The organism is Stenotrophomonas sp. Steno-C17, assembly GCF_056393165.1.
The window spans coordinates 18307-43978 of record NZ_JBWJPD010000017.1 but is presented as its reverse complement, the minus strand read 5'-3'; the positions used below and the strand labels follow the sequence as shown (position 1 = coordinate 43978).

29 protein-coding genes are annotated in these 25672 nt (G+C 67.8%); 9 read left to right on the top strand and 20 right to left on the bottom strand.

What is annotated here, in order from left to right; all coding sequences use genetic code 11:
• The first annotated feature begins 163 nt into the window (after positions 1-163).
• Together AC06FA_RS15105 and AC06FA_RS15100 are read left to right on the top strand one after the other, a co-directional pair.
• Positions 164-589, top strand: a complete 426-nt coding sequence (locus AC06FA_RS15105) for a hypothetical protein (protein ID WP_478069024.1) — start codon at positions 164-166, stop codon at positions 587-589.
• Positions 590-673: 84 nt separating this feature from the next.
• The gene (locus tag AC06FA_RS15100; protein WP_478069023.1) at positions 674-1006 is read left to right on the top strand and encodes a hypothetical protein; all 333 of its coding nucleotides are present in this window, start codon (positions 674-676) and stop codon (positions 1004-1006) included.
• A 46-nt stretch (positions 1007-1052) separates the two neighbouring features.
• Here the strand turns inward: AC06FA_RS15100 and AC06FA_RS15095 are convergent, their stop codons facing one another.
• Entirely contained in the window at positions 1053-1952 is a 900-nt protein-coding gene (locus AC06FA_RS15095) for an OST-HTH/LOTUS domain-containing protein (RefSeq protein ID WP_478069022.1), read from the bottom strand.
• A 127-nt stretch (positions 1953-2079) separates the two neighbouring features.
• Between AC06FA_RS15095 and AC06FA_RS15090 the strand changes: the two genes are divergently transcribed.
• On the top strand, positions 2080-2244 hold the full coding sequence (locus AC06FA_RS15090; RefSeq protein WP_478069021.1) for a hypothetical protein: 165 nt from the start codon (positions 2080-2082) through the stop codon (positions 2242-2244).
• 191 nt (positions 2245-2435) lie between these two features.
• On the opposite strand, the gene AC06FA_RS15085 is transcribed toward AC06FA_RS15090, so the two are convergent.
• Positions 2436-3185 carry a pentapeptide repeat-containing protein gene (locus AC06FA_RS15085; protein WP_478069020.1) on the bottom strand — a complete coding sequence of 250 codons (750 nt, stop codon included), beginning with the start codon at positions 3183-3185 and terminating at the stop codon, positions 2436-2438.
• 88 nt (positions 3186-3273) lie between these two features.
• Between AC06FA_RS15085 and AC06FA_RS15080 the strand changes: the two genes are divergently transcribed.
• On the top strand, positions 3274-3588 hold the full coding sequence (locus tag AC06FA_RS15080) for a hypothetical protein (RefSeq protein ID WP_478069019.1): 315 nt from the start codon (positions 3274-3276) through the stop codon (positions 3586-3588).
• 29 nt (positions 3589-3617) lie between these two features.
• Here AC06FA_RS15080 and AC06FA_RS15075 read toward each other — a convergent pair whose 3' ends face one another.
• The gene (locus AC06FA_RS15075; protein ID WP_478069018.1) at positions 3618-3986 is read right to left on the bottom strand and encodes a hypothetical protein; all 369 of its coding nucleotides are present in this window, start codon (positions 3984-3986) and stop codon (positions 3618-3620) included.
• Positions 3987-4491: 505 nt separating this feature from the next.
• On the opposite strand from AC06FA_RS15075, the gene AC06FA_RS15070 reads away from it, so the two are divergent.
• Positions 4492-4866: a hypothetical protein gene (locus AC06FA_RS15070; RefSeq protein ID WP_478069017.1), complete on the top strand. Its 375-nt coding sequence runs from the start codon at positions 4492-4494 to the stop codon at positions 4864-4866.
• 14 nt (positions 4867-4880) lie between these two features.
• On the opposite strand, the gene AC06FA_RS15065 is transcribed toward AC06FA_RS15070, so the two are convergent.
• The 6 genes from AC06FA_RS15065 to AC06FA_RS15040 form a co-directional block, all read right to left on the bottom strand.
• Positions 4881-5534: a hypothetical protein gene (locus tag AC06FA_RS15065; protein WP_478069016.1), complete on the bottom strand. Its 654-nt coding sequence runs from the start codon at positions 5532-5534 to the stop codon at positions 4881-4883.
• A gap of 470 nt (positions 5535-6004) precedes the next feature.
• The gene (locus AC06FA_RS15060) at positions 6005-7030 is read right to left on the bottom strand and encodes an NAD(P)H-dependent glycerol-3-phosphate dehydrogenase (RefSeq protein ID WP_108748051.1); all 1026 of its coding nucleotides are present in this window, start codon (positions 7028-7030) and stop codon (positions 6005-6007) included.
• Positions 7031-7050: 20 nt separating this feature from the next.
• Positions 7051-7569 carry a protein-export chaperone SecB gene (gene secB, locus AC06FA_RS15055; RefSeq protein ID WP_004153553.1) on the bottom strand — a complete coding sequence of 173 codons (519 nt, stop codon included), beginning with the start codon at positions 7567-7569 and terminating at the stop codon, positions 7051-7053.
• A gap of 100 nt (positions 7570-7669) precedes the next feature.
• Entirely contained in the window at positions 7670-8107 is a 438-nt protein-coding gene (locus AC06FA_RS15050) for a rhodanese-like domain-containing protein (protein WP_478069015.1), read from the bottom strand.
• Between the two features lie 56 nt (positions 8108-8163).
• Positions 8164-8595: a hypothetical protein gene (locus AC06FA_RS15045; RefSeq protein ID WP_478069014.1), complete on the bottom strand. Its 432-nt coding sequence runs from the start codon at positions 8593-8595 to the stop codon at positions 8164-8166.
• A 32-nt stretch (positions 8596-8627) separates the two neighbouring features.
• Positions 8628-9095 (bottom strand): YiiD C-terminal domain-containing protein, encoded by a 468-nt coding sequence (locus tag AC06FA_RS15040; protein WP_478069013.1) that lies wholly within the window; start codon positions 9093-9095, stop codon positions 8628-8630.
• A gap of 35 nt (positions 9096-9130) precedes the next feature.
• On the opposite strand from AC06FA_RS15040, the gene AC06FA_RS15035 reads away from it, so the two are divergent.
• From AC06FA_RS15035 to AC06FA_RS15025, 3 genes are all read left to right on the top strand, one after another.
• Positions 9131-9919 (top strand): uroporphyrinogen-III synthase, encoded by a 789-nt coding sequence (locus AC06FA_RS15035; protein WP_478069012.1) that lies wholly within the window; start codon positions 9131-9133, stop codon positions 9917-9919.
• A 103-nt stretch (positions 9920-10022) separates the two neighbouring features.
• Positions 10023-11003, top strand: a complete 981-nt coding sequence (locus AC06FA_RS15030; RefSeq protein WP_478069011.1) for a uroporphyrinogen-III C-methyltransferase — start codon at positions 10023-10025, stop codon at positions 11001-11003.
• 6 nt (positions 11004-11009) lie between these two features.
• Positions 11010-12281: a heme biosynthesis HemY N-terminal domain-containing protein gene (locus AC06FA_RS15025; RefSeq protein WP_478069010.1), complete on the top strand. Its 1272-nt coding sequence runs from the start codon at positions 11010-11012 to the stop codon at positions 12279-12281.
• Positions 12282-12371: 90 nt separating this feature from the next.
• Here the strand turns inward: AC06FA_RS15025 and AC06FA_RS15020 are convergent, their stop codons facing one another.
• Positions 12372-13667 carry an acetyl-CoA C-acetyltransferase gene (locus AC06FA_RS15020; RefSeq protein WP_312708897.1) on the bottom strand — a complete coding sequence of 432 codons (1296 nt, stop codon included), beginning with the start codon at positions 13665-13667 and terminating at the stop codon, positions 12372-12374.
• 93 nt (positions 13668-13760) lie between these two features.
• Here AC06FA_RS15020 and AC06FA_RS15015 point away from each other — a divergent pair, with 93 nt between their 5' ends.
• The gene (locus AC06FA_RS15015; RefSeq protein ID WP_478069009.1) at positions 13761-14648 is read left to right on the top strand and encodes a hypothetical protein; all 888 of its coding nucleotides are present in this window, start codon (positions 13761-13763) and stop codon (positions 14646-14648) included.
• Between the two features lie 430 nt (positions 14649-15078).
• Here AC06FA_RS15015 and AC06FA_RS15010 read toward each other — a convergent pair whose 3' ends face one another.
• From AC06FA_RS15010 to AC06FA_RS14965, 10 genes are all read right to left on the bottom strand, one after another.
• Complete coding sequence (locus AC06FA_RS15010) at positions 15079-15714, bottom strand: superoxide dismutase family protein (protein ID WP_478069008.1); 636 nt, start codon at positions 15712-15714, stop codon at positions 15079-15081.
• A gap of 33 nt (positions 15715-15747) precedes the next feature.
• Complete coding sequence (locus AC06FA_RS15005; protein ID WP_478069007.1) at positions 15748-16317, bottom strand: superoxide dismutase family protein; 570 nt, start codon at positions 16315-16317, stop codon at positions 15748-15750.
• Between the two features lie 93 nt (positions 16318-16410).
• A complete protein-coding gene (gene ntrC, locus AC06FA_RS15000) occupies positions 16411-17865 on the bottom strand; it encodes a nitrogen regulation protein NR(I) (RefSeq protein ID WP_478069006.1) in 1455 nt (484 codons plus the stop codon).
• Entirely contained in the window at positions 17858-18919 is a 1062-nt protein-coding gene (locus AC06FA_RS14995) for a two-component system sensor histidine kinase NtrB (RefSeq protein WP_199934080.1), read from the bottom strand. Before AC06FA_RS14995 ends, ntrC begins: the two co-directional genes overlap by 8 nt.
• Before the next feature lie 165 nt (positions 18920-19084).
• On the bottom strand, positions 19085-21130 hold the full coding sequence (locus tag AC06FA_RS14990) for a TonB-dependent receptor (protein WP_478069005.1): 2046 nt from the start codon (positions 21128-21130) through the stop codon (positions 19085-19087).
• A gap of 171 nt (positions 21131-21301) precedes the next feature.
• A complete protein-coding gene (locus AC06FA_RS14985) occupies positions 21302-21595 on the bottom strand; it encodes a hypothetical protein (protein ID WP_478069004.1) in 294 nt (97 codons plus the stop codon).
• A 90-nt stretch (positions 21596-21685) separates the two neighbouring features.
• Positions 21686-22840, bottom strand: a complete 1155-nt coding sequence (gene mltA / locus AC06FA_RS14980; protein WP_478069003.1) for a murein transglycosylase A — start codon at positions 22838-22840, stop codon at positions 21686-21688.
• 81 nt (positions 22841-22921) lie between these two features.
• The gene (locus tag AC06FA_RS14975) at positions 22922-23668 is read right to left on the bottom strand and encodes an N-acetylmuramoyl-L-alanine amidase (RefSeq protein WP_478069002.1); all 747 of its coding nucleotides are present in this window, start codon (positions 23666-23668) and stop codon (positions 22922-22924) included.
• 106 nt (positions 23669-23774) lie between these two features.
• On the bottom strand, positions 23775-25202 hold the full coding sequence (locus tag AC06FA_RS14970; protein ID WP_478069001.1) for an ammonium transporter: 1428 nt from the start codon (positions 25200-25202) through the stop codon (positions 23775-23777).
• Between the two features lie 22 nt (positions 25203-25224).
• Positions 25225-25563, bottom strand: coding sequence for a P-II family nitrogen regulator (locus AC06FA_RS14965; RefSeq protein WP_164275288.1), 339 nt, complete (start codon positions 25561-25563; stop codon positions 25225-25227).
• Between the last annotated feature and the right edge of the window lie 109 nt (positions 25564-25672).

Here is a 25672-nt window from a genome sequence, read left to right as displayed (position 1 = left end):
CTTCACAGCAGCACGGAAGGCTAAGTTGATCCGACCAGGTGAGATCGCTAGGAAGAGCGCTGAACTCGGAGCTGCACTGCATACTTGGAGTTGGACCGGCCAGACTCTACCTTCAACCGGCAGGACGCACCCGCAACGCCACGACGACGAAGTGATGCACGCAATGCTCTACGCCCTCTTCCAGGCGCTTGCGCTGGTGCTTGTCTGGACCGGGCAGAAATCAGACGCGAAGTCGCAATGGCGCAAAGTCGGTGTGTTGTTGCTGCTGGTCTTTGCAGGCACCGTGGGCATCAGCATGCTGCTCAAGTGGATGGCCGAATCGCTCGCGTTGTTCACAGTCGCCACGGCCAAGCAGTACGCGATAGCGGTCTCGATGTCCCTGCTGTGCCTGTGGGGAATGGCGATGTTGATCGCGCTGATCAACGTCATCGGTACTTCCATCAAGCGCTTCCATGAAACCCACAACGCCGACAACTGGAAGAAGGTGGCGCCTGCGGTAAGCAGTGCGCAGCCCGGCGTGATGATCGTCGCCCGCTGTCTGCTGTCCTTCGCCAGCGCCCTGATGCTTTCAGGGCTTTGGCTAAGATAGGAACGCTGTCTCGCGCTGGCGGCCGACCTGCTTGCCCGGCTTGACCACACGGCGGATCCCCCCACGCGCGTACAAGGACGACCCATGCATCCCCTGTTGCAGTTCCTGCTGAGCGCACTGGCCGGGGTGGTGTTCCTTCACTACCTGGTGGCGCGCGACTACTGGCGTGGCTTTGGCTGGCTGATCGGCCGCTGGGATCCGAATCTGGGCCACGCCAGCGAAGATGCACTGATCACCTCAGCCCACCGCATGATGGCGCTGATGGCGGCATTGCTGCTGGGCTGGGCCATCGCCGGGCCTTCCCCGTACCGTGACAACTGGGAAATGGAAGTGATGGGCCTGGCTGCCGGCATGCTGGCTAGCTATGTGGTGATCATTGCCAGGGCGTCGGTGCGCGCGGCAGGTTCACGGCGCTAGGCGACGCTGGCCTCAGCCTCTGAGGCCACGGCGCTGGCCCGTGCGCTCAACCAATACCAGAGTGCTGCCCATTGCGTTGCCGGCCTGTCGAATCTTGGGTGGGTCGCTCGCGGAACCACATCCCGCTCTGACCGTTACGGGTGAACCGACGCTGCTCAAACTGCCCGGATTCGTGGATGACGTGCCGCCAGCGGGAGCACCCATACTTGCCGGGTGTCTGTTCCGGGTGATGTGTAGCGACCCATCGCGCAGCCTCGTCCACGCTTGCCCAACCACCCGTGGATAGTTCCCGGGCAGCTTGCTTCAACGCTGCGACAATACCCGCGATGGGCCAGTGGATCTGGCCATCGGGCGCGATGCCGTTGATGATCAGTTCCATGAACTCCGGGGATCGAAATGCCTCGGCAGCCATCCTTCTTGTCTGGTTCTGATGACCGGCGAAGGTCAGCATCTTCTTCAGGTGGTCTTCGATCTCTTCGCTGGCATTGCGAAGCGCATCCCGTGCACGCAGGCATCCATCCACGGTCCCAATGTCATGCTGCTCAATGAAGTGGTGCACGAGATGATTACGCAGCTTCACAAATGCCTTCAGCTCAACATCGAGCGCTTGGTAGCTCTCGTCAGGGAGATCGAGATGCACCTGCAATCGGAAATACACCAGACCGTCATGTGGGCCCGGCGCCTCATCGGGCGACACCTTGCCCTCGGCTCTTATGTATCCCCCCATCAAACCATTGACGAGTGCACCGAGCGTCTTGCCGCTGGACTCGTCATAGCGGGCCTCCACTGCGTTCCTGAGAGTTTCCGGCGTGCCAGAAACCTGTTGAGCTGCGACCATGCGCTTGAGCAGGCGCTCGTACTCCTGCAGACGCAACAGGCATCGACCGAGAAGCCGCTGCACCTCATGCTGCAGACTGACCATATCCTGTTGATCGAAACCAGCCATACGTATCCTGAGCATGGGGTATCGACCAACGATACCGTGTCTAGGGTGGGAATATGCGAGTTCTCAGTCTCACTGTGCCCGCCACCTCAGGCAGCAGAACCACACGTCACCGCAGGGTGGATGACCCATGGCAAACCCCAACGCAGTCATCGCACACGACGTGTTCTGGGCGCAACGCCCCGGTGAAGCGGCGTTCCAGGTCCATGTCGAAATCGGTACGCCGTACGCGCTGGAGGACGACCCGGACTGCTGGGCGTTCGGGTCGCGGTCAGGCCGCTTTACCCCAGGCTGAGAGATGCACACGGCGGGAGCTCGCTGCAGGCGCTGTGCGTCGCCTCTGCCTTGGCATTGGATCTGCTGCAGGCCTTCAAGGAGGGCGGCGCTACGCTGTTCTATTCGCCGGGTGAAGAGGTTCCATTGGACGCCTATGCATTCGGTGTGGCCACTCGGCCCGGAACGCCTTGACCCAGCGCATCGCTGGCCTCAGCCCTCGCCTGCCGGCGGTTTCATATAGCGCTCGGCCCATGCCAGCAACGGGTCCTCCGCTGGCGCAGGCGTCGTCACCTCGATCACCTCACCCTCGTCGCTCTCGAAGCGGATGTCATGGTTGGCAAAGCAGGCGGCCAGCTGTGTGTCACTGGGTCGGCAGCCGACGAAGATCGCCTTGTGCAGGTCGGCGCGCTTGAAGCGGGCGCCCTCGAAGTTGCAGCGAACGAAACGCGCGCGCGAGAAGTCCGCATCGGCAAAGCTGGCATCGCGGAAATCACAGTCGATGAAGTGGGCGTTGGAATGGCATCGAAGCAGCTTGGCCTGCATGAAGCTGCAGGCGTTGAACACGCCGCTCAATCCGTTGTTGTCGAAGGTCGTCAGGTCGAAACGGCAACGCAGGAAGGATTCGTCGAGAGTACCCATTTTTGCGCCGGTGAAATCACAGTCTTCCATCACGGCATGGACCAGGAACGTGGTCCCGTGCCACGGGGAAACATACGAGAGATCCACCGATTGCAGATTCTGGTACTGCGGCACCGCAAACGGAAACCCACGGTAATCCAGCCGCCCTTCCGCGGTCAGCCCGAACGGCGAAGGCTGCCAGTGCCGGTTGGTGATCGTCTTGTCGCGCCAGTCGGCCTTGCGGCGCGGGTTGGCCAGCTGCGGCACCTGCTCAGGCGTCCAGCGCGCGCGCAGTGCGGCGATGTCGTTCTTCGGCAGCAGTTTCAGGCGCTGTGCGGCCATGCGTTCGTCCATGAGGCAGGGTCGGGCAGTCTAGCAGGCAGGCCCGGCAGGTTAAGCTCGGCACCCACGCAGACGGAACCGCAGCATCATGCAGATCAAGCCCCTACGCAGCCCCATGGACGTCGTGCGCGACTGGGCAGAGGAACTGTCGATGAAGCTTGGGCGTTCAGTGCAGGAGCTGCGCGAGAGAGGTCTGGGTGCGCGCGATTTCAGCCATGCGCGCCGTGTGGAACTGCGAAGCCGCAGCGGCTTCTTCGTGGCCGTGCCGCTGTCATTCTGCGTGATCGATGAAACGAAGGGTGTGGCCATCTTCAGCGAACACGACGGGTATCTCGAGTTCCGCCTGGACGAGGATGACGAGGTGACCGAGATTGTCGAGAACCGCTACGTGCACGAACGCTGAGCGCGGCCCTGCCGTTCGAGCTGCGCGGCTTAGAGCCGGCCCAGCGCGCGGTAGCGGGCTGTCCCCTGCGCGACCAGCTGCGCCAGTTCGTCCATCAGCGTGGGATCCCACGTGTCGAAGTTGAAGCAGGATTTGCCCTGCATGCGCTTCTTCAACGCCGGGCTGATGTCGGCCAGCAGCTCGGGAAATTCATAGACCGGCATGAAGTGGAAGGCGTGCTTGCGCCCGGACACTTTCACCGCGCCGAAGAACTGCGGCTTGCCCTTGGCATCGGGGTGCGGGCAGTTGACGTAGAAGTGCTCGGGGCTGTCGTGCACCACCTGCAGTGAACCGGCGGCATCGCGCAGCAGGCCGCGCAATGCGGCGAACAGGTCGGCAGGCGTTGTGGCATCCGTCATGGGTCGGCCCCTATCGGAACAACGTGGAGAAACGGTGCGGCGGTTGGAGCCCAGCGTAGCACTGCAGGGCTGTCGCAACTGGCACTGGATGGTGCGCAGCACCGGGGCGCGATCAAGACCGTTGTCGCATCTCGCGCCGGGGCGGCGTTCGCCTGCGTCACTCCCTGCCGCAGGGATCTGCGAGGCGTGGAACACTAGCGGGGTGCGTCGCACGGCGGTGCGATTGCAACTTGTCTGATGGGCACAGCGCGGCTGCGCGGGTAGACAGGGTGGGCCACCAGCGCACCGGTGGCCGGGCCTCGAAAACCCGTGCTTCTGCTTGATTACGCTTGCCAGCCGGCGTCGCCTAACGTGGCGCCGGCTGGCAATCCGTCTGCCGGTCATGGCGGGCGGAGCGTGGAGGCCTTGTGCCTGCCGGTATAGCAGAAGCCCCGGTTTTCGAGCCACGTCTCCGCCCGCCACCTTTGTGTGGCGGCTACCGTTCGTCCCGCACGGAGCCCCAGCCATGACCACCCCGGAATTCCCCCGCCTGCACCCGCACCGCGCCGCCGCCAGCGGCGAGCAACCGGCCACGGCCGACACCGCTGAACTGCCCAGCGCCTTCGTTGCTGCGCTGCGCCGCATCGGCCAGGGCGCGGCCGCCGACGGCCAGCCCTGGCCCGAACGCCAGCTGATGCCCGGCCGACAGCAGGCACTGGCCGACGCCGAATGCGCGCTGTCCGGCCTGCGTGTGGGCCTGGAAATGCTGCTGGCCGCCGAGCGTATCCGCCAGAACGGCCCGCCCAGCGATCACCCCGGCGACCGCGTGGTGGAAGGGCTGATGATGGCCTGCCTGGCGATGACCGCGCAGATCAGCACGCGCCTGCGCCCGGACGCATAGCCCAGGCCACCCGCTTACCGGCAGTCCTCGTCCTCGCCGGCCAGGGTTGCCGGGTCCAGCGGCCGCAGGTGGGCGATGCGCTGGCGCTGTTCGTCGTTGGGCCCGCCCAGCCAGCGCACTTTGCAGCGCGCGGCCAGCCGGCCCACCATGCGCCCCTGCTCGGGCGAGTACAGCACCGCCAGCGCGGTGCCGGGGCACTGGTGGGCCTGGCAGGCGGTGTAGAACCACCAGGCGCCGTCCTGCAGCTGCACCGGCTGTCCCGGTGCGCTGGGCCCACTCAGCAGCCGTTCGCGCAGCGGCGCGATGCCCGGCTCGCTGGATTCGGCATCGGCGGTGTCCTGCATCAGCGCGTCGAACGCGGCCAACAAACGGGCGTGCTTGCGACCACAGTCGTCCACCGTATTGCCGCCCACCAGGGTGAAGAAGTAGGTGGCCAGCGGGTTGTCCTGGCAGCTCAGTTCGCCGCTGGGGGTTTCGCCTTCGGGCTCACCTTCGTTGTCCCACACCGACGGGTCCACGCCGTCTTCGATGGACGGTTCGGGCTCGGGTTCGGATGCCATCGCCGTGGGTGCAGGTGCCGTGTCTGCCTGCGGTGCCGGCGCGGGCGCCTGCGAACACGCGGCCAGCAGCGCGATCATCCATGTGATGCCGAGATGTCTGGACTTCATTCCCTGTCCTTGTCGTGATGTGGGGCCGCGATTGTAAATCCACGCCATGCATGGATGGGCCGCGCGCGCCGATGCGCTGTGCCAAGCAAGCTCGGCACCTACCAGAAGCGGGTTCCCGCACGTTGTAGATCCACGCCATGCGTGGATGGGCCGCGCGCGCTGATGCGCTGTGCCAAGCAAGCTTGGCACCTACCAGAAGCGGGTTCCCGCACGTTGTAGATCCACGCCATGCGTGGATGGGCCGCGCGCGCGGTGCGCTGTGCCAAGCAAGCTTGGCACCTACCAAGAGCGGGCTCCCGCACGTTGTAGATCCACGCCATGCGTGGATGGGCCGCGCGCGATGATGCGCTGTGCCAAGCAAGCTTGGTACCTACCAGGAGCGGGTTCCCGCACGTTGTAGATCCACGCCATGCGTGGATGGCCGCGCGCGACCCCAAAAAAACCCCGGCGCTGGGCCGGGGTTCTTCAGATCATTTGAACAGGGTATCCGGGTATTCCGGTTTCTGTTCCCGCGCCAGCAAGGCGCGCAGGCCTTCTTCCGGCGTCTGCTCGCCGTGCAGCACGGCACGCACGCGGTCGGAAATGGGCAGGTCGATGCCATGGCGGCGCGCCTGTCGCATCACTTCGTCGGCGGTCTGCACCGATTCGACTACCTGGCCGATTTCGCGCACGGCGTCCTGCAGCGTCTGACCACGGCCCAGGGCCAGGCCCAGGCGGCGGTTGCGCGACAGATCGCCGGTGCAGGTCAGTACCAGATCGCCCAGCCCGGCCAGACCCATCAGGGTTTCCGGCTTGGCACCGATGGCCGCGGCCAGCCGCAGCATTTCATTCAGGCCACGGGTGATCAGGCCGGCACGGGCATTCAGGCCCAGCTGCATGCCATCGGCCACGCCAGTGGCCACGGCCAGCACGTTCTTCATGGCGCCACCCAGTTCGGCACCCACCATGTCATCGCCGGTGTAGGCGCGGAACGCCGGGCCATGCATGGCTTCGGCCACCGTCTGCGCGAACTCGGGCACGTCGCCGTGCACGGTGATCGCCGTCGGCAGGCCCTGGGTCACTTCCTTGGCGAACGACGGCCCGGTGACCACGGCCAGCGGCACGTCGTCACCCAGGATCTCGCGCGCTACTTCGTGCAGGAAGCGGCCCGAACCCGGTTCGAAGCCCTTGGTGGCCCAGGCCACGCCGGCACCGGCCGGTCGCAGCGGCGCCAGCGCGCGCACGGTTTCATTGAACGCGTGCGACGGGGTCACCACCAGGATCCAGGCGGCATCCTGCAGGGCGGCCGCCATGTCGGTGGTCGCGCGCAGGCTGTCCGGCAGCGGGATGCCCGGCAGGTAGCGGGGGTTTTCATGGCGCTGGTCGATGGCTTCGACCACGGCGGCATCGCGCCCCCACAGCACGGTCGGGTGACCGTGCCGGGCGAGCAGCGTGGCCAGCGCGGTTCCCCAGGAACCGGCGCCAAGCACGGCGACTTTGTCAGCGGTATCGCTCATCCGTGACGTCGTAGCCAAGCTCAGGCGTTGCCGGCCGGCTCGGAATCAGCCAGCGACGGCGCGTCGCCCTGTTCCTGGCGCTGGCGCAGGGTTTCGGCGTACAGGCCTTCGAAGTTGATCGGCTGCAGGAAGAACGGCGGGAAGCCGCCGGCCTGGATCAGGTCGCTGACCAGCTGGCGCACGTACGGGAACAGGATGTTCGGGCACTGGGTGCCGAGCAGCACGTCGATCGACTGCGGGTCCAGGCCGACCAGGCCGAACACGCCGGCCTGCTTCACTTCGGCCACGTAGGCGGTGCGCTCACCGGCCTGGCAGGTCAGGGTCACGGCCAGCACGACTTCGAAGGCGTTTTCGCCCAGGCGCTGCACCTGCTGGTTCAGGTTCAGCTGCAGCTCCGGCTGCACCTGGTCATTGAAGATGGTCGGCGCGTTCGGCGACTCGAAGGAAACGTCCTTGACGTAGATCTTCTCGACGGTGAAAGCGGGGCCGGTAGCGGCATCGACCGGCGCAGCGGCGCCGTTGGTGATCTCTTCGGACATTTCCTGTAACTCCAGATGAATGCAATGAAAACGTAGGTCGAACTACAGCGATGGGGGCGGCAGGTGGCCCACACAAGGCCAATGCCGCCACCTCGGTCGATCAGTTGCGACCCTTGACCAGCGGCAGTTCGGCCTGCTGCCAGGCGGGAATGCCGCCGTCGAGCACGAACACCTTTTCAAAACCGGCCTTCTTCAGCGCCTTGGCGGCGGTTTCCGAGGCGTTGCCGCTGCGGCACACCAGCACCACCGGGCTCTGCTTGGCGTTGGCCACCAGCTTGTGCTCCGGACCGAACGCACTGGCCTGCGCCTGGCGGCTGCCGGCGATGTGGCCCTTTTCGAAGTCGCCACTGGCCGACAGGTCGACCACCACGGTGCCACCGGCATTCATCAGCTGGGTCAGCTCGGCCGGCTTGATGCCCTTGAAGCCCCGGAACAGGCGGCGGACCTCGGTGACGATGATGGCCACGGTCAGGCCCACCAGGGCTGCGGACAGCATCGGGTTTCGGCCGGCAAAGGCCAGCAGCTCTTCGTAATTCACTCAGATCACGGGTCTATAAGCGGGGGCCGATTGTCGCACAAGCCGCAGGCTGGCCGTCACTGCCCCTGCCAGAGGTCCGGCAGGCCGGCGGCCTGCCACCAGCGCTTGGCTTCCGGGTCCCAGCGCCAGCGCTCGGTCACCACCACGGTGCGCTCGGCCTGGGTGTTCTGGTTGATCACCCCGATTTCCACCCGGCGCTCGACCTGGCCCCCGTCCAACGACGCCGTGCTGCGCTCGCGGTAGGACGACACCCGCAGCTGGGCGTAGCGGTTCAGCTCGAACTGGGTGGGCGGCTTTTCCTTGCGCAGCTCCGGGTCCAGATAGGCGATGGCGTCGTCCATCGTGCCCCAGCGGATGGTGGCCCCGTAGGCGATCTGGGTTTCTTCCAGCAGCTTGCGCTGCTTGCGGGTCAGGTCGTCGGCGGCGGCGCCGGCAACGGCGCTGACCAGCAGCAACGAACACAACAGGATCTGGATCAGGCGGCGCATCGGTGGGTTCCCCAGGACGTCAGCCTGACATCCTACCCTTTGGCGAAGGCAACAAAGCGACCGCTGAATTCAGCCGCCGGCCGACCGTTGGCGCCGGGCTGGGTGGCGACGATGCTGATGCGCGCCTTGCCACGCTGGCGGAAGGTGGCCAGGAAGGTGTCCCAGGCGCTGTTTTCGGCGGCGGCGGCGTGGGCGTGCAGGTCCTCGTAGACCGGCGCCAGGTAACGCAGGTTGCTGTCGGCCACGTAGACCTCGGCGTCATGCCCGGCCAGGCGCAGGCGCAGGCTGACCAGGGCCCAGCCGGACAGGGTGAGCACCGAGGCCAGGCTGCCACCGAAGGCGTTGCCCTTGTCGTTGACGTTGGCGGCCAGCGGCGCGGTGATGCGCAGCACGCCGTCGGCGTAGCCGTCCAGACGGATCTGCATGGCGCGCACGGCCGGCATGCAGTCGAGCACGTCCTGCAGGGCGGCCAGCGAGGAAGTCAGGGCATCAACGGACATCGGAGCAGCAACCACGACAACGAAGGGCCCGCATAATGACCGCAATGCCCGACCATACGATACCCACTGGCTGGACCCTGATTTCGCTGCGACCGCAGGGCCAGCACGCCGTGCTGCGCCGTGCGGCGGCCCCGTACGGCGGGACCACGCTGGCCTTGTCGCCCTGGCGGCTGCGGCGGTTGCAGGGCGCGGCGGTGGAACAACGGCTGAACCAGGCACTGGCCTGCCCGCGGGTGGTGTTCACCAGCCCGGCCGCGGTGGCCGCTGCGGCGGCGCTGGTGTCGCTGCCGGCCGCACAACGCGGCCCTTGGCTGACGGTCGGTGAAGGCACCGCACGTGCACTGCTCGCACAGGGAGTGTCCGACGTGCAGGCGCCGCAGCGGATGGACAGCGAAGGCCTGCTGGGCCTGCCCGCGCTGGACAACGTGCAGGGGCTGCAGATCGGCCTGGTGACCGCCCCCGGCGGCCGCGGCCTGATTGCCGCGCAGCTGCAGCAGGCCGGCGCGCAGATCCTGCGTTGCGACGTGTACGAACGAGTGCCGCTGCGTGTGTCGCGTCGTGCATTGTCGCGTCTGGCCCACTCGGCGACCCCGTGGCTGCTCGCCGTCAGCAGCAGCGAAGCGTTGCAGCGGCTCTGGCAGCAGCTGTCACCGCCGTGGCAGCAGCGGCTGCGCCAGCAGGCCATCGTGCTGGCCGCCAGCGAACGACTGGCCGTGCAGGCGCAGGCGCTGGGCCTGGCCCGGGTGCTGCGCAGCGACGGCCCCACGGCCGCGCAGATGGTCGCCACCGCACACGCCGCACTCACCGCCCCGGCAGCGAACTGAACAGGCGCCCGGCGCACGCTTGCTGCGCTGATCGCCAGCGGTGATGCTGTGTGCAACGCCGCCGGCCGGGCCCACCCGGGCGCGCCGCCGACAAGGAAGCCTGATGAACGACACGCCCCCCTCTGCCGCCCCCCGCTCCCCTGCCCGCTGGCTGCTGGCCACCGCCGTGGTGGTCGGCCTGGCGGCAGCCGGCTATGGCGGTTGGTACTACTGGCAGCAGCAGCAGCGCGAACAGCAGGCGCAGGCGCAGACCGCCGCCGTGCAGCTGCAGGGGCTGCAAGCCGCGGTGGAGGCCCTGCGCCGCGACCAGCGCGCCAGCAGCCAGCGCCTGCAGGACGCAGCAGCCACCAACCGCGTGTTGCGCGACGAGATGCTGGGCCTTTCCCAGCGCAGCGCGCTGCTGGAAGAAAACCTGGCCAAGCTGACCGAGAGCGCGAACCAGGGCCGCCAGGCAGTGCAACGGGACGAGGCCGAGCTGCTGCTGACCCAGGCCGCGCAACGCCTGGCCTTCGCCGACGATGTGGACGGCGCCCGCCGCCTGTATGGGCTGGCGGCCACCGCGCTGGCCGAACTGCCCGACAGCGACGGCCTGAACCTGCGCCAGGCGCTGGTGCAGGAACGCGACGCGCTGGACGCACTGGGCGCCGGCCCGCGCGTGCTGGCGCTGCAGCGCTTGGATGCCGTCTCGCAGGCGTTGCAGCGCCTGCCCTCGCAGGTGCAACCCGCCGCGCCCGTGGCGCCGGCCACGCGGCCCTGGTGGCAGGCCGCCATTGCGGCGTTCGTGGATATCAGCCCCAGCCGCCTGCAGGGGCCGCTGACCGCCAGCGAGCGCGCCAGCGCTGAACAGGCGGTGGAACTGGAACTGACCCTGGCCCGTGCCGCCATTGAGCGCGGCGATGGCCGCGGCCGTGACGCGGCGCTGGCCCGTGTGGACCAGTGGGCCCAGCGCCGCTGGCCGGATTCACCAGCCCTGCGCGCGCAACGTGCTGAACTGCAGGCCCTGCGCCAACTGCCGCTGCAGGCCGATGGCACCGTCCTTGGCAGCACGCTGCGGCAGCTGCGCACCCAGACCGACCGGAGGTAAGACCGTATGAAGCCCGTGCAATCCCTGGTCGTGCTGTTGCTGGCCGTGGCCATTGGCATCGTTGCCGCGCAATGGCTGGGCGCCGAAGACCTGAACCGCTATGGCGAGGTGATCCTGCGCCACGGTGGCTACGACTACCACAGCAATCTGCCCAAGGTGGCGCTGCTGGCAGTGATCACCGTGCTGGTGCTGTGGCTGCTGTGGAGCCTGATCGCCGCGCCGTTCCGTGCGTGGGGCCGCTACCGCCGCAAGCAGGGCCGGGTGCGTCTGATCGATGGCCTGCAGGCTTATGAACATGGCCAGTGGCAGCGCGCGGAAAAGCTGCTGGATGGCGCCGCACAGGATTCGGAAGTGACCGCGATCGCACTGGCCAATGCCGTGCGCAGCGCGCAGGCACGCGCCGATGGCACTGGCGGCGAAGCATTGCTGCAGCGGCTGGGCGAGCGCGATGCCACGCTGCAGGCGCTGCTGCGCGCCGAACAGCTGCTGGCCCGTGACCTGCCGGTGGACGCGATCAATGCGCTGGACGTGGCGGCGATCCAGCCGCTGCCGCCGCGCGGCCTGTGGCTGCGTACCGAAGCGCTGGCCCGTGCCGGTCGTGCCCATGAGGCCTACGGCCAGCTGGGCGCGCTGCGCCAGAGCAAGGTGTTGCCGGCCGAAGCCGCCAGCGAACTGGAAGCCCGTCTGGCCGCACAGGCGCTGCTGGAAGCGGCCGATGTAAACGCGCTGGCTGCGCAATGGGAAACCACGCCGAAGGCACTGCGGCCGACCCCCGACGTGGTGGGCGCCTATGCCACCCGCGCGGTGGCGCTGGAGTGGGACGAGCCGGCCCTGCTGGCGCTGGAACAGGCGCTGGACCAGCGCTGGGACGACGAACTGGTGGCGCTGTATGGCCGCCTGCCGGTGGACCGCCTGGCCACCCGCCAGGCCAACCTGCAGCGTTGGCGCAACGTACATGATGATTCGGCGGCGCTGCGCCTGGCCCAGGGCCGGGTGGCGCTGGCGCAGCAGGACTGGACTGCGGCCGATGCCTTCCTGCACGAAGCGATTGCCGCCGGTGCGGGTGCGCCGGCATGGGAAGCGCTGGGTGAAGCCTTCGCCCAGCGCGGTGAGCATGCGCTGGCCACGCAGTGCCTGGCCAACGCGCTGCGCCTGCAGCGTGGCGAGGACAGCGTGGCGCTGGTGCGTGCCGGTACCACCGAGGCACCGCTGCGGGCGACGGTGGAAGAACAGCCGACGGCGGTGCAGCCGCCGGTGTATGACGCCAAAGACCGCTGATCGTGTGCCGACCAACGGTCGGCACCCACCGGCTCAACAACGAAAACGCCGCCCAAGGGGCGGCGTTTTCAGTTCCAACGTTGGATGCACTCAGCGTTCGACGATCGCCACCACGCCCATGCCGCCGGCGGTGCAGATCGACACCAGTGCACGGCCGCCGCCACGTTCGGCCAGCTGCTTGGCCGCCGTGGCGATGACGCGGGCGCCGGTGGCGGCGAACGGGTGTCCAGTGGCCAGCGACGAGCCCAGCAGGTTGATCTTGTCCGGGTCGATGCGGCCCATCGGCGCGTCCAGGCCCAGGCGGTTGCGGCAGTAATCCTCGCTCTCCCACGCACGCAGGGTGCACAGCACCTGCGCGGCGAAGGCTTCATGGATTTCGTAGATGTCGAAATCCTGCAGGGTCAGGCCATTGCGCTTCAGCATTTCCGGCACGGCCACGGTCGGCGCCATCAACAGGCCTTCGCCGTGCACGAAATCCACCGCCGACACGTGCGCATCGCGCAGGTAGGCCTGCGGTTCATGGCCATGCGCGCGTGCCCACTCTTCGCTGGCCAGCAGCACCGCTGCGGCGCCGTCGGTGAGCGGGGTGGAATTGGCCGCGGTGAGCGTGCCACGGCCGGACACCTTGTCGAAGGCCGGCTTCAGCGTGGCCAGCTTTTCCAGCGAGGTATCGGCGCGCAGGATGTTGTCGCGCTCCACGCCGCGGAACGGTGCGATGAGGTCATTGAAGAAGCCGCGCTCATAGGCGGCGGCCAGCTTCTTGTGCGAGGAAACGGCCCACTCGTCCTGCGAATCGCGCGAGATGTTCCATTCCTTGGCCATGTCCTCGCAGTGGTCGCCCATGCTCTTGCCGGTGCGCGGCTCGGCCACGCCGGGGAACTCGGGCTTCAGTTCCGAGAGCTTGAACCCCGAGGTGAGGGCACGGATCTTGTCGCCGGTGGTCTTGGCACGGTTGGCCGCCAGCAGGCGCGCACGCAGCTTCTTGCCGTAGACGATCGGCACGTCGGAGGTGGTGTCGGAGCCGCCACCGATGCCCGATTCGATCTGCCCCAGGGCGATCTTGTTGGCCACGGTGATGATGCTGTCCAGCGAGGTGCCGCAGGCGCGCTGCAGGGTGATCCCCGGGGTCAAAGGCGACAGGCCCGAGGAGAGAGTGGCTTCGCGGCCCAGATTCCAGTCGCTGGAGTGCTTGATGACCGCACCCATGGCCACTTCACCCAGCTGCTGGCCATGCAGGCCGAAACGTTCGACCAGCGCGCCCAGCGTACGTACCGACATGCCGAGGTTGCCGACATCCGAATACGCGGTGTTCTGGCGGCAGAACGGAATGCGGACGCCACCGAGGATGGCGACGGGACGAGCGTTGGGCATGGAGATACCTGGCATGGATGAGGGTGTCTGCAACATGGCCTGCACGGCAGAGCAGGCATAATGGGGCCAAGTGTAGCTGCCGCCCTGTGATGGGCCAACCGTGGAACCATGAGCAAACCCGACCCCGCGATGAACGCCCCTGGCGTGCTGGCCCTGGAACTGGCCGGCGGAGAAATTCCTGGCCAGGCGGTCCTCAGTGCCGAACAGGCCGGCGAACTGGCCGAACGTATCGGCCGCGATCTGTCCAAGCTGGTGCCGCAGGTGGCCGAGCTGGACCTGGTGTTCGCCGCCGCCCATTTCGACCCGGCCGAAGTACTGCGCCCGGGCTGGCCGATCCATCGCCGCCTGGAAGAACTGCAGATGCGTGCGCCCGGCCGCAACCAGGGCCCGCGCCTGCTGGCCTTCGGCGCCGATGCGCAGGGTGATGTGCCGCTGCCGTTCCAGGCCGACGCCACCCTGGTGGGCGGTGGCCTGCGCGTGGTGCCGTTCCTGCTGACTGGCAGCGATGCGGCCACCATTGCGGCGGTGGCCGATGCGCTGGAAGAAACACTGCTGGCCAACGGCATGGCCCACGCCGATACCGCGTTGATGGCGCAGAAGGGCTTCGGCGCCCGCGTGGAACACGCGCGCTACTTCACCGTGAACGACCTGGCCGCGATGATGTCGATGCAGTACGACAACCAGGGCCTGGCCGCACTGTGGCCGCTGATCGAGACGGCCATCCTGGCCCCGGCCGAGGAAGAGTGGCTGGACGCGGCGCCGGAACCGCTGCTGCGCTACGTGCAGGGCGAGGCCCGCATGGCGCTGTTCGACCCGGCCGGCTGGTGCGCGTACTACAACCATGGCAAGGGTGACTGCGATCGCCTGCAGGGCATCTACGAGCAGTTCCTGATGCGCCAGCGGCAGATGGCTGCGGTGCTGGAAGCGCACGGCGTGCCGGTGCTGTTCGTGCACTGCGAGGCCGGTCAGGACGCACGCGCGCTGCTGGCGCGTTGATATTCGTGGGATACCTTCCGCCGGGCATGGCCCGGCACTAACGTGCGCGGGCGCATCTGCGCGAAAGGCCAGTCGAGCAAGCTCGACTCTACAGAGGCCGGACAGGACGCGCGCGCACTGCTGGCGCGTTGATGTCCGGACAGGTTGCGCCGCCGGGCGTGGCCCGGCACTAACGTGCGCGGGCGCGTCTGCGCGAAAGGCCAGTCGAGCAAGCTCGACTCTACAGAGGCCGGACAGGACGCGCGCGCGCTGCTGGCGCGTTGATGTCCGGACAGGTTGCGCCGCCGGGCATGGCCCGGCACTAACGTGCGCGGGCGCGTCTGCGCGAAAGGCCAGTCGAGCAAGCTCGACTCTACAGAAGCGGCGTTCCGCCTGGCCATGCCTGGCGGACCCATGAAAAACGCCGGCTTGCGCCGGCGTTTCTGCTTTCTTACGGGGCCTTCTGGATGACCGCGCAGGCCAGGCGCGCACCGGCGTTGCCGGTCGGCTGGGTCTTGTAGTCATCGGCGTCGGCGTGGACGATCAGGCCGCGGCCGATGATGTCGAAGTCATCACCCTTGCCGATGTTGACGTTGCTCGATACCGGGCCATCGATGGTGGCCACGCCCTTGTCGTCGGCCTTGATGTTGGGCATGTCGCCGCCGTGGTGCGGATCGGCGACCACGCTGCCGTGGTCCTGCTTGCCCGGGTTGAAGTGGCCACCGGCGCTCATGCCGTCCGGCGCGCTGCAGTCACCCTTTTCATGGATGTGGAAGCCGTGCTCGCTGCCCGGCTTCAGGCCGCTGATCTGGCCGGTCACGTGCACCTTGCCATCGACCACCTTGAAGGTGACGCTGCCCTTGGTTTCATTGCCCTGGGTCGGCGCCAGTTCGGCGCTGGCCGTGGCATCGGTGGTGGCAGCGGCCGCTGCATCCGCTGCCGGGGCGCTGGCCGGATCGGCCGGTGCTGCCGAACCTTCGGCCGGGGTGGTGGCCGGTGCTTCGGCTTCCGGCGTGGCCGGCTGGCTGCAGGCCGCCAGGCCCAGGGCGGCGATGGCCGCGAACAGCGAGGTGTGGATCAGACGCATGTGAATCTCCTTGGTGAGGGTGCCGGCGGGCGATCAGCGGGTGACCCGGATCACGCCGCAGGCAATGCGGACGCCGGCATTGCCGGCGGGCTGGCTGCGATAGTCATCGGCGTTGGCGTGCACGACCAGTGCACGACCGGCGATATCGGTGGCGGCGCCTCCGCCTAGGGTAACGCCCTTCAGGTGCACATCGACGTTGGCGCGGCCCTGTGCATCGGCCTGCAGGTTGTCGATGTCGCCCAGGTGGTGCTTGCCGCTGCCAGCGCGACCATGCGCGCTGCCGCCGGGGTTGAAGTGGTTGCCGGCACTACTGGCATCGACCGCACTGCAGTCGCCACGCTCATGGATGTGGAAGCCGGCCTGCTGCATCGGCTGCAACCCGCCAATCAACCCGGTCAGATGGATGCCGCCGGTTTCCGGCTTCAGCACCAGGCGGCCGCTGACGATGCTGGCCGAGGCCGGCGCCAGGTTCGCTTCGGCCTGCTGCGCGGTGCTGATCACGTTCGGCGGCGGCGGCGTGGGCTGCGGCTTCTTCGGCGCGCTGCCACAGGCAGACAGCAGCACGGCGGCGGACAGCGGCAGGATGGCATGTGACAGACGCATCGAAGACTCCTTGCAGGTAACACTACGGACGGCATCGTCCATGACAGATCAACGGTTCGGCAAGCGGGCGCGAGCAGGATGTGCAGATTCCGTTCAATGGCCGCCGCGACGGCGGCCGGCACCCAGCTTGCGGGTGAGCGTGTTGCGGCCCAGCCCCAGGCGTGCGGCGGCCTCGGCACGGCGGCCGTGGGTGATCTGCAGGGCGGCTTCCAGCAGCGCGTGGTCCACCCGGTCACGCACCTGCGCATGCAGGCCCTCGGCACCTTCCAGCAATTGCCGGCGCGCCCATTCGGACAGCAGGGTCTCCCACTGGCCCGGATCGGCGCCCGCCGCGTGGCCACTGCCGCGTCGCTGGCGCGCGCGGTTCAGCGCGGTGTCCACGTCGGCCACGCCGATGGTCTCGGCGGCGGCCAGCGCGGCCATGCGCCAGCAGACATTTTCCAGTTCGCGCACGTTGCCCGGCCAATCGTGCTCGCGCAGTGCCTGCAGCGCGGCAGCGGTCAGCCGTTTCGGCGGCGTGTCCAGCTTGTGTGCGGCAGCGGCCAGGAACGTGCTGGCCAGCTGCGCGATGTCTTCGCGGCGCTCGCGCAGTGGCGGCAGCTGCAGGCGCACCACGTCCAGCCGGTGCAGCAGATCGGCGCGGAACCTGCCCTGCGCGACCAGCCCTTCCAGATCCTGGTGGGTGGCGGCGACCACGCGCACATCCACATGGATCAGCTCGCGGCCACCTACGCGGAAGAACTCGCCCTGGGCCAGCACACGCAGCAGGCGGGTCTGCAGCGGCAGCGGCATGTCGCCGATTTCATCCAGGAACAGGGTGCCGCCGTTGGCCTGTTCGAAGCGGCCGATATGGCGGCGCTGCGCGCCGGTGAAGGCACCGGCCTCGTGCCCGAACAGTTCGCTTTCCAGCAGCTCGGCCGGGATGGCGGCGGTGTTGAGTGCCACGAACGGGCCCTGCGCACGCGGCGATTCACGATGCAGCGCGTTGGCCACCAGTTCCTTGCCGGTGCCGGTTTCGCCGGTGATCAGCACCGCCAGCGGTGCCTGCGCCAGGCGGCCGATGGCGCGGAACAGCGCGCGCATGGGCGGGGTGTCACCCACCAGTTGCGGCGGCTGGTCGCTGGGCGTTTCGCTGACCGGGGTCGGCGCGGCCAGGGCCGGCGCCACCGCCGGCAGCACGCGCTGGGCCAGCGCCACCGCATCGTCCAGATCGAAGGGCTTGGACAGGAATTCGTGGGCACCGCCGCGGAACGCACCGGCGGTGCTGGCTACATCGGTATAGGCCGACATCACCACCACCGGCAGCTGCGGCAGCGCCGCCTTCAACTTGTCCAGCAGCACCAGGCCATCGTCGCCGGGCATGCGTACATCGGTGAACAGCAGCGCCGGTGGCGGGTTCTCGGCCAACGCTTTCAGCGCCGCTGCCGCGCTGTCGAAATCGTCTACCTGGTAGCCGGCTTCGCGCAGCGCGGTGCACAGCACGAAGCGCACGGCGCGATCATCGTCGACCACCCAGATGCGCTGCGCGGAAGAAGAGAGTTCAGACATCGCGCGGGGCCTCCTCGGCCGGGGCGGTGCCGTTGCCGATCGGCAGCAGCAGGGTGAACACGGTATGGCCGGGGCGCGAGCGGTAGGTCAACGTGCCGCGATGCTCGCGCGTGACCTGCTGGGCCAGCGCCAGGCCCAGGCCGGTGCCTTCGGCGCGGCCACTGACCAGCGGCAGGAACAGGTGCTCGGCCAGTTCTTCGGGCACGCCACGGCCGTCGTCGGCAATTTCCAGGCGCAGCGCCAGCGTGTGCAGTTGTTCGGCAATGCGCACGCCATGTTCAACGCGCGTGCGCAGGGTAATGACCCCGGCGCCGGCCTGGATGGCGTTGCGCACCAGGTTCCACACGGCCTGGGTGAGGCGGTCGGCGTCACCGGCGAATTCGGGAATGCTGGGGTCGTAGTCACGCTGCAGGCGCACCGCCCAGCCGGCCTCGCTTTCGGCAAGGCGCAGCACGCGCTCCAGCGCAGCGTGGATGTTCAGCGGGGCGTGCGGCGCGGCCGGCGCCGGTGACAGCAGCTGGTCGAGCAGGCCGTTGAGGCGTTCGATTTCCGAGCCGATCAGCTCGATCAACTCGCGTTCGCTGGCATCGCGCTGGGCGGCGCGGCGGGCCAGCAGCTGCGCGGCGCCCTTCAGCCCGGCCAGCGGGTTGCGCAGTTCGTGGGCCAGGCCCTTCAAGGCGGCGCTGAGCGCGCTGGGCAGGGCCTGGGTCGGGTCCAGGCCGGGGAATTCATCCACCGGGTGCGCTTCCAGCAGCCAGCCGCCGTCATCGCGGCGGCTCATCCAGCCTTCGGCGAAGCGCGCGCCCTCCCCTGGCACCGCCAGCGCCAGCCGGTTCAGGCGCAGGCTGTCGCGCTCGTCGCGGGCCAGGAAATGGGCCAGTGCCTCGCCCTGCACTTCCAGTGCGGCCAGCGGCTGGCCCAGCAGGCGGCGGACGCTGACGCCCAGCCAGCGCGCGAAGGCCGGGTTGCAGCCGATGATGCGGCCATCGGCCCCGGCCCAGGCCAGCGGCGTGCCGAGGGCATCGAGGGACGGCGGAGGTGCGGGGTCGGACATTGCACCAATGTAGTGCAAAACGAGGTGTGGGGGTCAGAGCCCTTTTCTGCGAAAAGGGATCTGACCCCATGCGCGGCGGGTTCGGGGTCGGATCCCTTTCCGTCAGGAAAGGGCTCTGACCCCTGCAGGTCGAGCAAGCTCGACCACTACCGGGTGCGTGGCCGGTTACAGCTTCATGTTCAGGCCGACGAAGACGCTGCGGCCGGGCGCGGGCGAGAACATCGGGCGGGCGCTGTCCCAGAAGAAGCTGTCGTACCAGGCGTAGGCATATTCGCGGCCGGTGACGTTCTTCAGCTGCAGGTCGACGCTCCAGCGTGGGTTGATCTGGTAGGCCGCGCTGACGTCGAGCACGGCGAAGCCACCGAACTTGCCGGCCACGTTGCGCTCTTCCAGGTAGTAGTCGCCCTGCGCGCGTGCCTGCAGACCCAGCCGCAGCGCGTCGCTGGCCTGGAAATCCACGCCGAGGTTGCTGATATGGCGCGGCGTGGCCGCCACTTCGCGGCCCTGCAGGGAAACACTGGCATCGCGATCGTCGCGGGTGATCTTCGCTTCCTGGTAGGCATGCGAGGCCCACACCGTCCAGTCATCGCCCAGCTGCAGGCTCAACTGCGCGTCCACGCCGCGGCGGCGGGTCTTGCCCAGGGTGACCGTGGTGCCGGTGGCCGGCATGTTGGACACCTCGTTTTCCGCGTCCTGCTGCCACACCGCCAGACGCGCCTGCGCGCCCTGGAAGGGCTGGAACTTCAGGCCCAGCTCCATGCCGGTGTTGGTGGACGGCTGCATCGGCGCCTGGCCGGGGGTCAGATAGGCCGGCGCGGTGGACCCGGTGAGCACCTGGAAGGTGCGGCCCCAGTTGGCGTACACGTGCGTGTTGGCACTCAGGCTGTGGATCACGCTCAGCTTGGGCTGGCCGATCGTGCCGTAATCCTGCAGGCGCCCGGTGCTGCCATCCATCAGCCGGGTGCGGCCGCTGAAGCGGTCCACGCGATAGGCCGGCACGATCTTCCACGCGTCGTTTGGCTGGTAGATGGCCTGTACGTAGGCGCCCCAGTTGTCGAAGCTGTGCCGGTCGTTGTTCTGCACCCGCGCTGGCGCCACGCTGAAGTCGGTGGGCTCGGCGTAGCTGTAGCGCTCGCGGATGTAGCCGTTGTCCTGCTGTTCGTAGTTCAGGCCACCTTCGACGGTGAGGACCGACGCGGCCTGCCAGGTGAGCGTGCTGATCAGGCCGGCCTGGCGCTCATCCCACACGCGGCGCTGGCGCGGCAGGTTGCCGCTGGGCAGATCGCTGAACGTCACGCGGCGGTCGTCTTCGTAGCGGTTGTAGTACAGACGGGTGCCGAAACTGAGCGCATCGCTGAGCGCCAGATCCAGGTGCGCGGCGATCTGCCGCATGTCACGGTCATCGCCATCGTTGGCGTTGCGCAGGTCGCTGCCACGGCGGTGCGTGCGCAGTTCATCGGCGGTCATGAAACCCGGTTCGTCGGCTTCGTGGTGGTAGGCGCGCGCGGTCACGCCCACGCGCAGACCGTCTTCCAGCGAACCGTAGAACCACTTGCCGCCCAGCGCGTACTTCTTCGAGGTGTCGTGGTCGCGGTAACCATCGCTGGCCTGCTGGCCGATGAAATAGTTCTGCGCCAAGCCATTGCTTTCGCGGCCGATCGCCAGCTGCGCATCGCGGGTGTTGTAGCTGCCGTAGGCCAGGCGCGCGTCGGTGTAGTTACCGCCCTGGCGCGTGCCGAAGTTCACGTTGCCGCCGATGTTGTGCAGCCCGTAGCGCGGATCGTTGGTGCCGCGCACCACCTCGATGTAGCTGATTTCCAGCGGGAACAGCATGTCGATGAAGCGCTGGTTGCCGCTGTTGACGTTGCTGGGAATGCCGTCGATCAGGGTCTTGATGGCGTTGAGGTAGCCCTCGCCGTTGAAGGCGCGGAAGCTGACCTTGCCCGATTCGGCGCCCTGCCGGGTTTCGGTGAGCTGGATGCCGGGCATCTGCCCCAGCAGTTCCCAGCTGTGCGAGACGTTACGGTCTTCGATCTGGTCTGCGCCCAGCACGTCCACCGAGGTCAGCACCTGGTGGGCGCTGAGCTGGCCTTCGCTGTGCTGGTGCACGTCGACCTTGCCCAGGGTGAGCGCGGCGTCGACCGATTGCGCGAAGGCATCGGGGACGAACGGGGCGGCCGCGAGGGCGGCAACCAGGGTGGGGGTCTTCATGGGGATGGAAGGGGTGGGCAAAATGTAATTCTATAACATCTCACCCGCGCGCTTTGTAGAGTCGAGCCATGCTCGACTGCTCCACCGCATTTGTAGAGTCGAGCCATGCTCGACTACTCCTGGCAGCGGCAGTCGAGCAAGCTCGACTCTACAAGGGCGAATGGAGCGGGGTTAGACCGGGTAGCCGGTGGCTTCGCGCGCCTTCTTCCAGGCGCTTTCGAATTCGCGGGCGCTGATTTCGTCGTCTTCGTCGAAATCCAGGAACGAGACGGGCTGATCGGCCAGCACGAAGCGGTCGTCACTCTGGCCGTGCTCGTCGGCCCAGACCAGCTTGGTGCCGTAGATTTCAACTTGCCGCACGATCTTCTCGCCGCGGGCTTCCATCAGCACGTTGCCCTTGCCCAGGCCCGATTCGGCCCAGTGCTTGTAGTACTTCCTGGCGGTGCTGTTCTTGATGTTCTTCATTGCGGGGGCCGGATAGTTCGGAATGGCGCCATTATCAGGCATCCGGGGTCAGAGCCCTTGCCTGCGGCAAGGGATGCGACCCCGGCTGGTTCAGTTCGGCAGGGCGGCGCCCTTGGGCCACAGCAGCCAGATGCGGCCCTGCTGCTTCATGTCGCCGGCCAGCTTGCCGGCGGCATCGCCGCTGCCCCAGTAAAGGTCCGCGCGCACCTCGCCGGCAATCGCACCGCCGGTGTCCTGCGCGGCCACCGGGCGCACCACCGGGCTGCCATCCGGGCGCGTGGTGGACAGCCACAGCAGGCTGCCCAGCGGCACCACGCTGCGGTCCACCGCCACGCTGTAACCGGCGGTGAGCGGCACGTTCAACGAACCGCGCGGGCCTTCCGGGCTGTCGGGGTTGCGCACGAAGAACACGTAGCTGGGGTTGCTGCGCAGCAGCTCGGGCACGCGCGCCGGGTTGGCCCTGGCCCAGGCGCGGATCGCGTCCATGGTCACGTCTTCTTTCTTCAGCGCGCCCTGGTCCACCAGCCAGCGGCCGATGGCGCGGTAGGGGTGGCCGTTCTGTTCGGCGTAGGCCAGCCGCACCTGGCTGCCATCGGCCAGACGCACCCGGCCCGAGCCCTGGATCTGCAGCAGCTGCAGGTCCATCGGGTCGGTCAGCCAGGCCAGTACCGGCGCCTTGGCGCCCTTGCTGGCGATGGTGCCGGCGTCGTCATAGGGCTTGAGCACCTTGCCGTCCAGGCGGCCGCGCAGGCGCTTGCCCTTCAGTTCGGGATACAGGCTGTCCAGCTGCACCACCACCAGATCATCGGGCGTGCCGTACACCGGCACGGTGGCCGTTGCGGTGCGGGTCAGGCTGCCGCTGTAGATGGGTTCGTAGTAGCCGGTGATCAGGCCCTGTTCGCGATGACCGCCTGCACGCAGCGCATACACCTGCAGGTCGCGCTGCAGGAAGGTGCGGATCGCGTTCGGGTCCTTGTCGGACAGCGTGGCCGCCGTCGCGCAGGGTTGGGCCCAGACCGCATCGTTCTTCAGGCGGGCGCAGCTGCTGCGCCAAGCGACGAAGCCAGCCTGCAGGTCGGTATCGGAGACTGCCGGCAGTGCCTTCCAGTCGACCTTGGCGTAGGTGGCGGCAGCCGGCGGGGCGGCCGGTGCGCCCGGGCCGGTGCCGGTGGTGGCACAGCCAGCAAGCAGGGCAACGGCCGAGAGGGTGAGAAGCGCGCGCGGTGACGACGTAACAGTGATCATCGTCGCAATGTAGTGGGGCCGATGGTGGCCCGGCAACCTTGCGCAGGGGCAGCGCCGGACCACGCCCGGCGGGTGTTCAGGCTACGGCGTCTGCAGCAGCAGCGAATGCAGGATGCGCGCGTCTTCAGCATCCAGCGTTTTCGGCAGATCATCACTGCCGCGGAAGCGACGATGGAACGCGGCGACCGCAGCCTCCCGATCCTCCAGCGGGTAACCAAACCGCGCCATGGCATTCCACGCATCAAAACCTTCCGGTGCGGGGCCATCGCTGGCGCGCGGCCACACGCCGAAACCGGCGGCGGCCAGCTGCTGCCACGGGAAGAAACGGCTGGGATCGGCCTTGCGCGTCGGTGCCAGATCGGCGTGGCCGATCACCTGCCGCGGCGGGATGTTCAGGCGCGTGGTGAGATCGCGCAGCAGCACGATGAGCGCGTCGATCTGCGCAGCGGTGAACGGCGTATTCCCGTCGTTGTCCAGCTCGATGCCGATCGACGTGGAATTGAGATCGGTGAGCGTGCCCCAGCGGCCGGCACCGGCATGCCAGGCGCGGCGTGCATCGGCCACCAGCTGGTAGCGATGGCCATCGGCGCCGATCAGGTAGTGCGCGCTGACCGGGCCGCCGCTGTTGGCGGTGCGCAGCGTGTGCAGGCTCTGCTGCACCGATTCCTGGTCGGTGTGGTGGATGACGATGGCCACCGGGCCACGCGCATTCTGGTTGGGTGAGGGCACCCACGTAGCCAGCGGGTTGCGGACGTCCTGCGGCGTGGATGCGCAGGCGGCCAGCAGCAGGCAGGCCGAAAGCAGGAGGGACGTGCGGATCGGGGGCATGCCCCGATTGTGCGCGATCACGCGCGATGATGCATGCCCATGCAGTAGATCCACGCCATGCGTGGATGCTTTGGCGGGCGACCTTCGCAGGCCGCCCGCCGTTGCATCAGGCCTCGTAGGCCGATTCACCATGCGAGGTGACATCCAGGCCAGTGCGCTCTGCCTCTTCGGTCACGCGCAGGCCCACCACCACCTTCACCAGCAGCAGAATGGCTGCGGTCACCACCGCCGACCAGACCACGGTGAGGCCAACGCTGACCACCTGCACCCACACCTGGTGGCCGATATCCAGATCGGCCTTGGTGCCGCCCAGCGACTGCGCGCTGAACACACCGGTGAGGATGGCGCCGACGATGCCGCCCACGCCGTGCACACCGAACACGTCGGCGGTGTCGTCCACCTTCAGCAGGCGCTTCAGGCCGGTGACGCCCCACACGCAGACCACGCCGGCGACGAAACCAATCACGATCGCGCCCAGCGGACCGACGGTGCCGCACGCCGGGGTGATGCCGACCAGACCGGCCACCGCACCCGACGCTGCACCCAGTGCCGACGGCTTGCCCTTGGTGATCGCTTCGACCAGGGTCCAGCCCAGCACCGCAGCGGCGGTGGCCAGCACGGTGTTGAGGAAGGCCAGCGACGCGACGGTATCGGCAGCAGCGGCGGAACCGGCGTTGAAGCCGAACCAGCCCACCCACAGCAGCATCGCGCCGATATAGGTGAACGGCACGTTGTGCGGCTTCAGCGCGGTTTGGCCGTAGCCCAGGCGCTTGCCCAGGAACCACGCACCGACCAGGCCGGCCACACCGGCGTTGATGTGCACCACGGTGCCACCGGCGAAATCGATGGCGCCCATTTCACCCAGGTAGCCACCACCCCAGACGATGTGCGCCATCGGGATGTAGCTGAGGGTGAACCACAGTGCCGAGAACAGCAGCACCGCACGGAACTTGATGCGTTCGGCGAAGGCGCCGACGATCAGTGCGGTGGTGATGCCGGCGAAGGTCGACTGGAAGGCGACGAACAGGTAATCGGGCAGGCCCTTGATGGGCGTGTTGCCGACCGAATCCGGGGTGAAGCCCTTCAGGAACGCGAACTCGGTGAACGAGCCGAAGAACGGGTTGCCTGCGCTGAACACCGCGCTGTAGCCGTAGGCCACCCACAGCAGCAGCACCAGCGAGAACACCACCAGGATCTGGCTGAGCACCGACAGCACGTTCTTCGAACGCACCAGGCCGCCGTAGAACAGGGCCAGGCCCGGCACCACCATCAGCAGCACCAGCAGGGTGGACGTGAGCATCCAGGCGACATCGCCGTGGTCGAATGCCGGCGCAGCCGCTTCGGCGACCGCCGGTGCTGCCGCGGCCGGGGCCTGCAGCGGTTCAACAGCAACGGTTTCGTTGGCCAACGGAGTGACCTGGGCCTGGGCATGGGCGCTGCCCGGCCAGACGCCGGCGGCCAGCGCACTGAGCAGCATCAGCAGGCACACCAGATGGAACCGGGCTTGCCACCCGGCGAGAAGGCGCATCTTCATGGGGGAATCTCCGGAAGGGGGCTTACAGCGCGTCGGCGCCGATTTCGCCGGTGCGGATACGGATGACCTGCTCGACGGCAGTGACGAAGATCTTGCCGTCGCCGATCTTGCCGGTGCCTGCCGAACTCTGGATCGCTTCGATCACCGCTTCGGCACGCTCGTCGGTGACCACGGTTTCGATCTTGATCTTGGGCAGGAAATCGACGACGTACTCGGCGCCGCGGTACAGCTCGGTATGGCCCTTCTGGCGGCCGAAGCCTTTCACTTCGGTCACGGTGATGCCCGACACGCCGGCATCGGAAAGGGCCTCGCGGACCTCGTCGAGCTTGAACGGTCGGATGATGGCGGAGATCAGTTTCATGCGCATGTCCCGATGGTGGATGGGGCCACGGCGCGGTTGCGCGGTGGCATCAGGCAACCACGGGCCATCGATGCGATGGCCGTGGCTGTTGCACCGGACACGAACGGGG

Coding starts and splice junctions, on each gene's coding strand:
- AC06FA_RS14990 (WP_478069005.1), bottom strand. CDS start 21,130: ATGAAGACCCCCACCCTGGTTGCCGCCCTCGCGGCCGCCCCGTTCGTC.
- AC06FA_RS15005 (WP_478069007.1), bottom strand. CDS start 16,317: ATGCGTCTGTCACATGCCATCCTGCCGCTGTCCGCCGCCGTGCTGCTG.
- AC06FA_RS15100 (WP_478069023.1), top strand. CDS start 674: ATGCATCCCCTGTTGCAGTTCCTGCTGAGCGCACTGGCCGGGGTGGTG.
- AC06FA_RS14995 (WP_199934080.1), bottom strand. CDS start 18,919: ATGTCCGACCCCGCACCTCCGCCGTCCCTCGATGCCCTCGGCACGCCG.
- AC06FA_RS15010 (WP_478069008.1), bottom strand. CDS start 15,714: ATGCGTCTGATCCACACCTCGCTGTTCGCGGCCATCGCCGCCCTGGGC.
- AC06FA_RS15080 (WP_478069019.1), top strand. CDS start 3,274: ATGCAGATCAAGCCCCTACGCAGCCCCATGGACGTCGTGCGCGACTGG.
- secB (WP_004153553.1), bottom strand. CDS start 7,569: ATGTCCGAAGAGATCACCAACGGCGCCGCTGCGCCGGTCGATGCCGCT.
- AC06FA_RS14985 (WP_478069004.1), bottom strand. CDS start 21,595: ATGAAGAACATCAAGAACAGCACCGCCAGGAAGTACTACAAGCACTGG.
- AC06FA_RS15030 (WP_478069011.1), top strand. CDS start 10,023: ATGAACGACACGCCCCCCTCTGCCGCCCCCCGCTCCCCTGCCCGCTGG.
- mltA (WP_478069003.1), bottom strand. CDS start 22,840: ATGATCACTGTTACGTCGTCACCGCGCGCGCTTCTCACCCTCTCGGCC.
- AC06FA_RS15015 (WP_478069009.1), top strand. CDS start 13,761: ATGAGCAAACCCGACCCCGCGATGAACGCCCCTGGCGTGCTGGCCCTG.
- AC06FA_RS15020 (WP_312708897.1), bottom strand. CDS start 13,667: ATGCCAGGTATCTCCATGCCCAACGCTCGTCCCGTCGCCATCCTCGGT.
- AC06FA_RS15025 (WP_478069010.1), top strand. CDS start 11,010: ATGAAGCCCGTGCAATCCCTGGTCGTGCTGTTGCTGGCCGTGGCCATT.
- AC06FA_RS15070 (WP_478069017.1), top strand. CDS start 4,492: ATGACCACCCCGGAATTCCCCCGCCTGCACCCGCACCGCGCCGCCGCC.
- AC06FA_RS15105 (WP_478069024.1), top strand. CDS start 164: ATGCTCTACGCCCTCTTCCAGGCGCTTGCGCTGGTGCTTGTCTGGACC.
- AC06FA_RS15075 (WP_478069018.1), bottom strand. CDS start 3,986: ATGACGGATGCCACAACGCCTGCCGACCTGTTCGCCGCATTGCGCGGC.
- AC06FA_RS15090 (WP_478069021.1), top strand. CDS start 2,080: ATGGCAAACCCCAACGCAGTCATCGCACACGACGTGTTCTGGGCGCAA.
- AC06FA_RS14970 (WP_478069001.1), bottom strand. CDS start 25,202: ATGAAGATGCGCCTTCTCGCCGGGTGGCAAGCCCGGTTCCATCTGGTG.
- AC06FA_RS15065 (WP_478069016.1), bottom strand. CDS start 5,534: ATGAAGTCCAGACATCTCGGCATCACATGGATGATCGCGCTGCTGGCC.
- AC06FA_RS15060 (WP_108748051.1), bottom strand. CDS start 7,030: ATGAGCGATACCGCTGACAAAGTCGCCGTGCTTGGCGCCGGTTCCTGG.
- AC06FA_RS15045 (WP_478069014.1), bottom strand. CDS start 8,595: ATGCGCCGCCTGATCCAGATCCTGTTGTGTTCGTTGCTGCTGGTCAGC.
- AC06FA_RS14975 (WP_478069002.1), bottom strand. CDS start 23,668: ATGCCCCCGATCCGCACGTCCCTCCTGCTTTCGGCCTGCCTGCTGCTG.
- AC06FA_RS14965 (WP_164275288.1), bottom strand. CDS start 25,563: ATGAAACTGATCTCCGCCATCATCCGACCGTTCAAGCTCGACGAGGTC.
- AC06FA_RS15095 (WP_478069022.1), bottom strand. CDS start 1,952: ATGGCTGGTTTCGATCAACAGGATATGGTCAGTCTGCAGCATGAGGTG.
- AC06FA_RS15085 (WP_478069020.1), bottom strand. CDS start 3,185: ATGGCCGCACAGCGCCTGAAACTGCTGCCGAAGAACGACATCGCCGCA.
- AC06FA_RS15040 (WP_478069013.1), bottom strand. CDS start 9,095: ATGTCCGTTGATGCCCTGACTTCCTCGCTGGCCGCCCTGCAGGACGTG.
- AC06FA_RS15035 (WP_478069012.1), top strand. CDS start 9,131: ATGACCGCAATGCCCGACCATACGATACCCACTGGCTGGACCCTGATT.
- ntrC (WP_478069006.1), bottom strand. CDS start 17,865: ATGTCTGAACTCTCTTCTTCCGCGCAGCGCATCTGGGTGGTCGACGAT.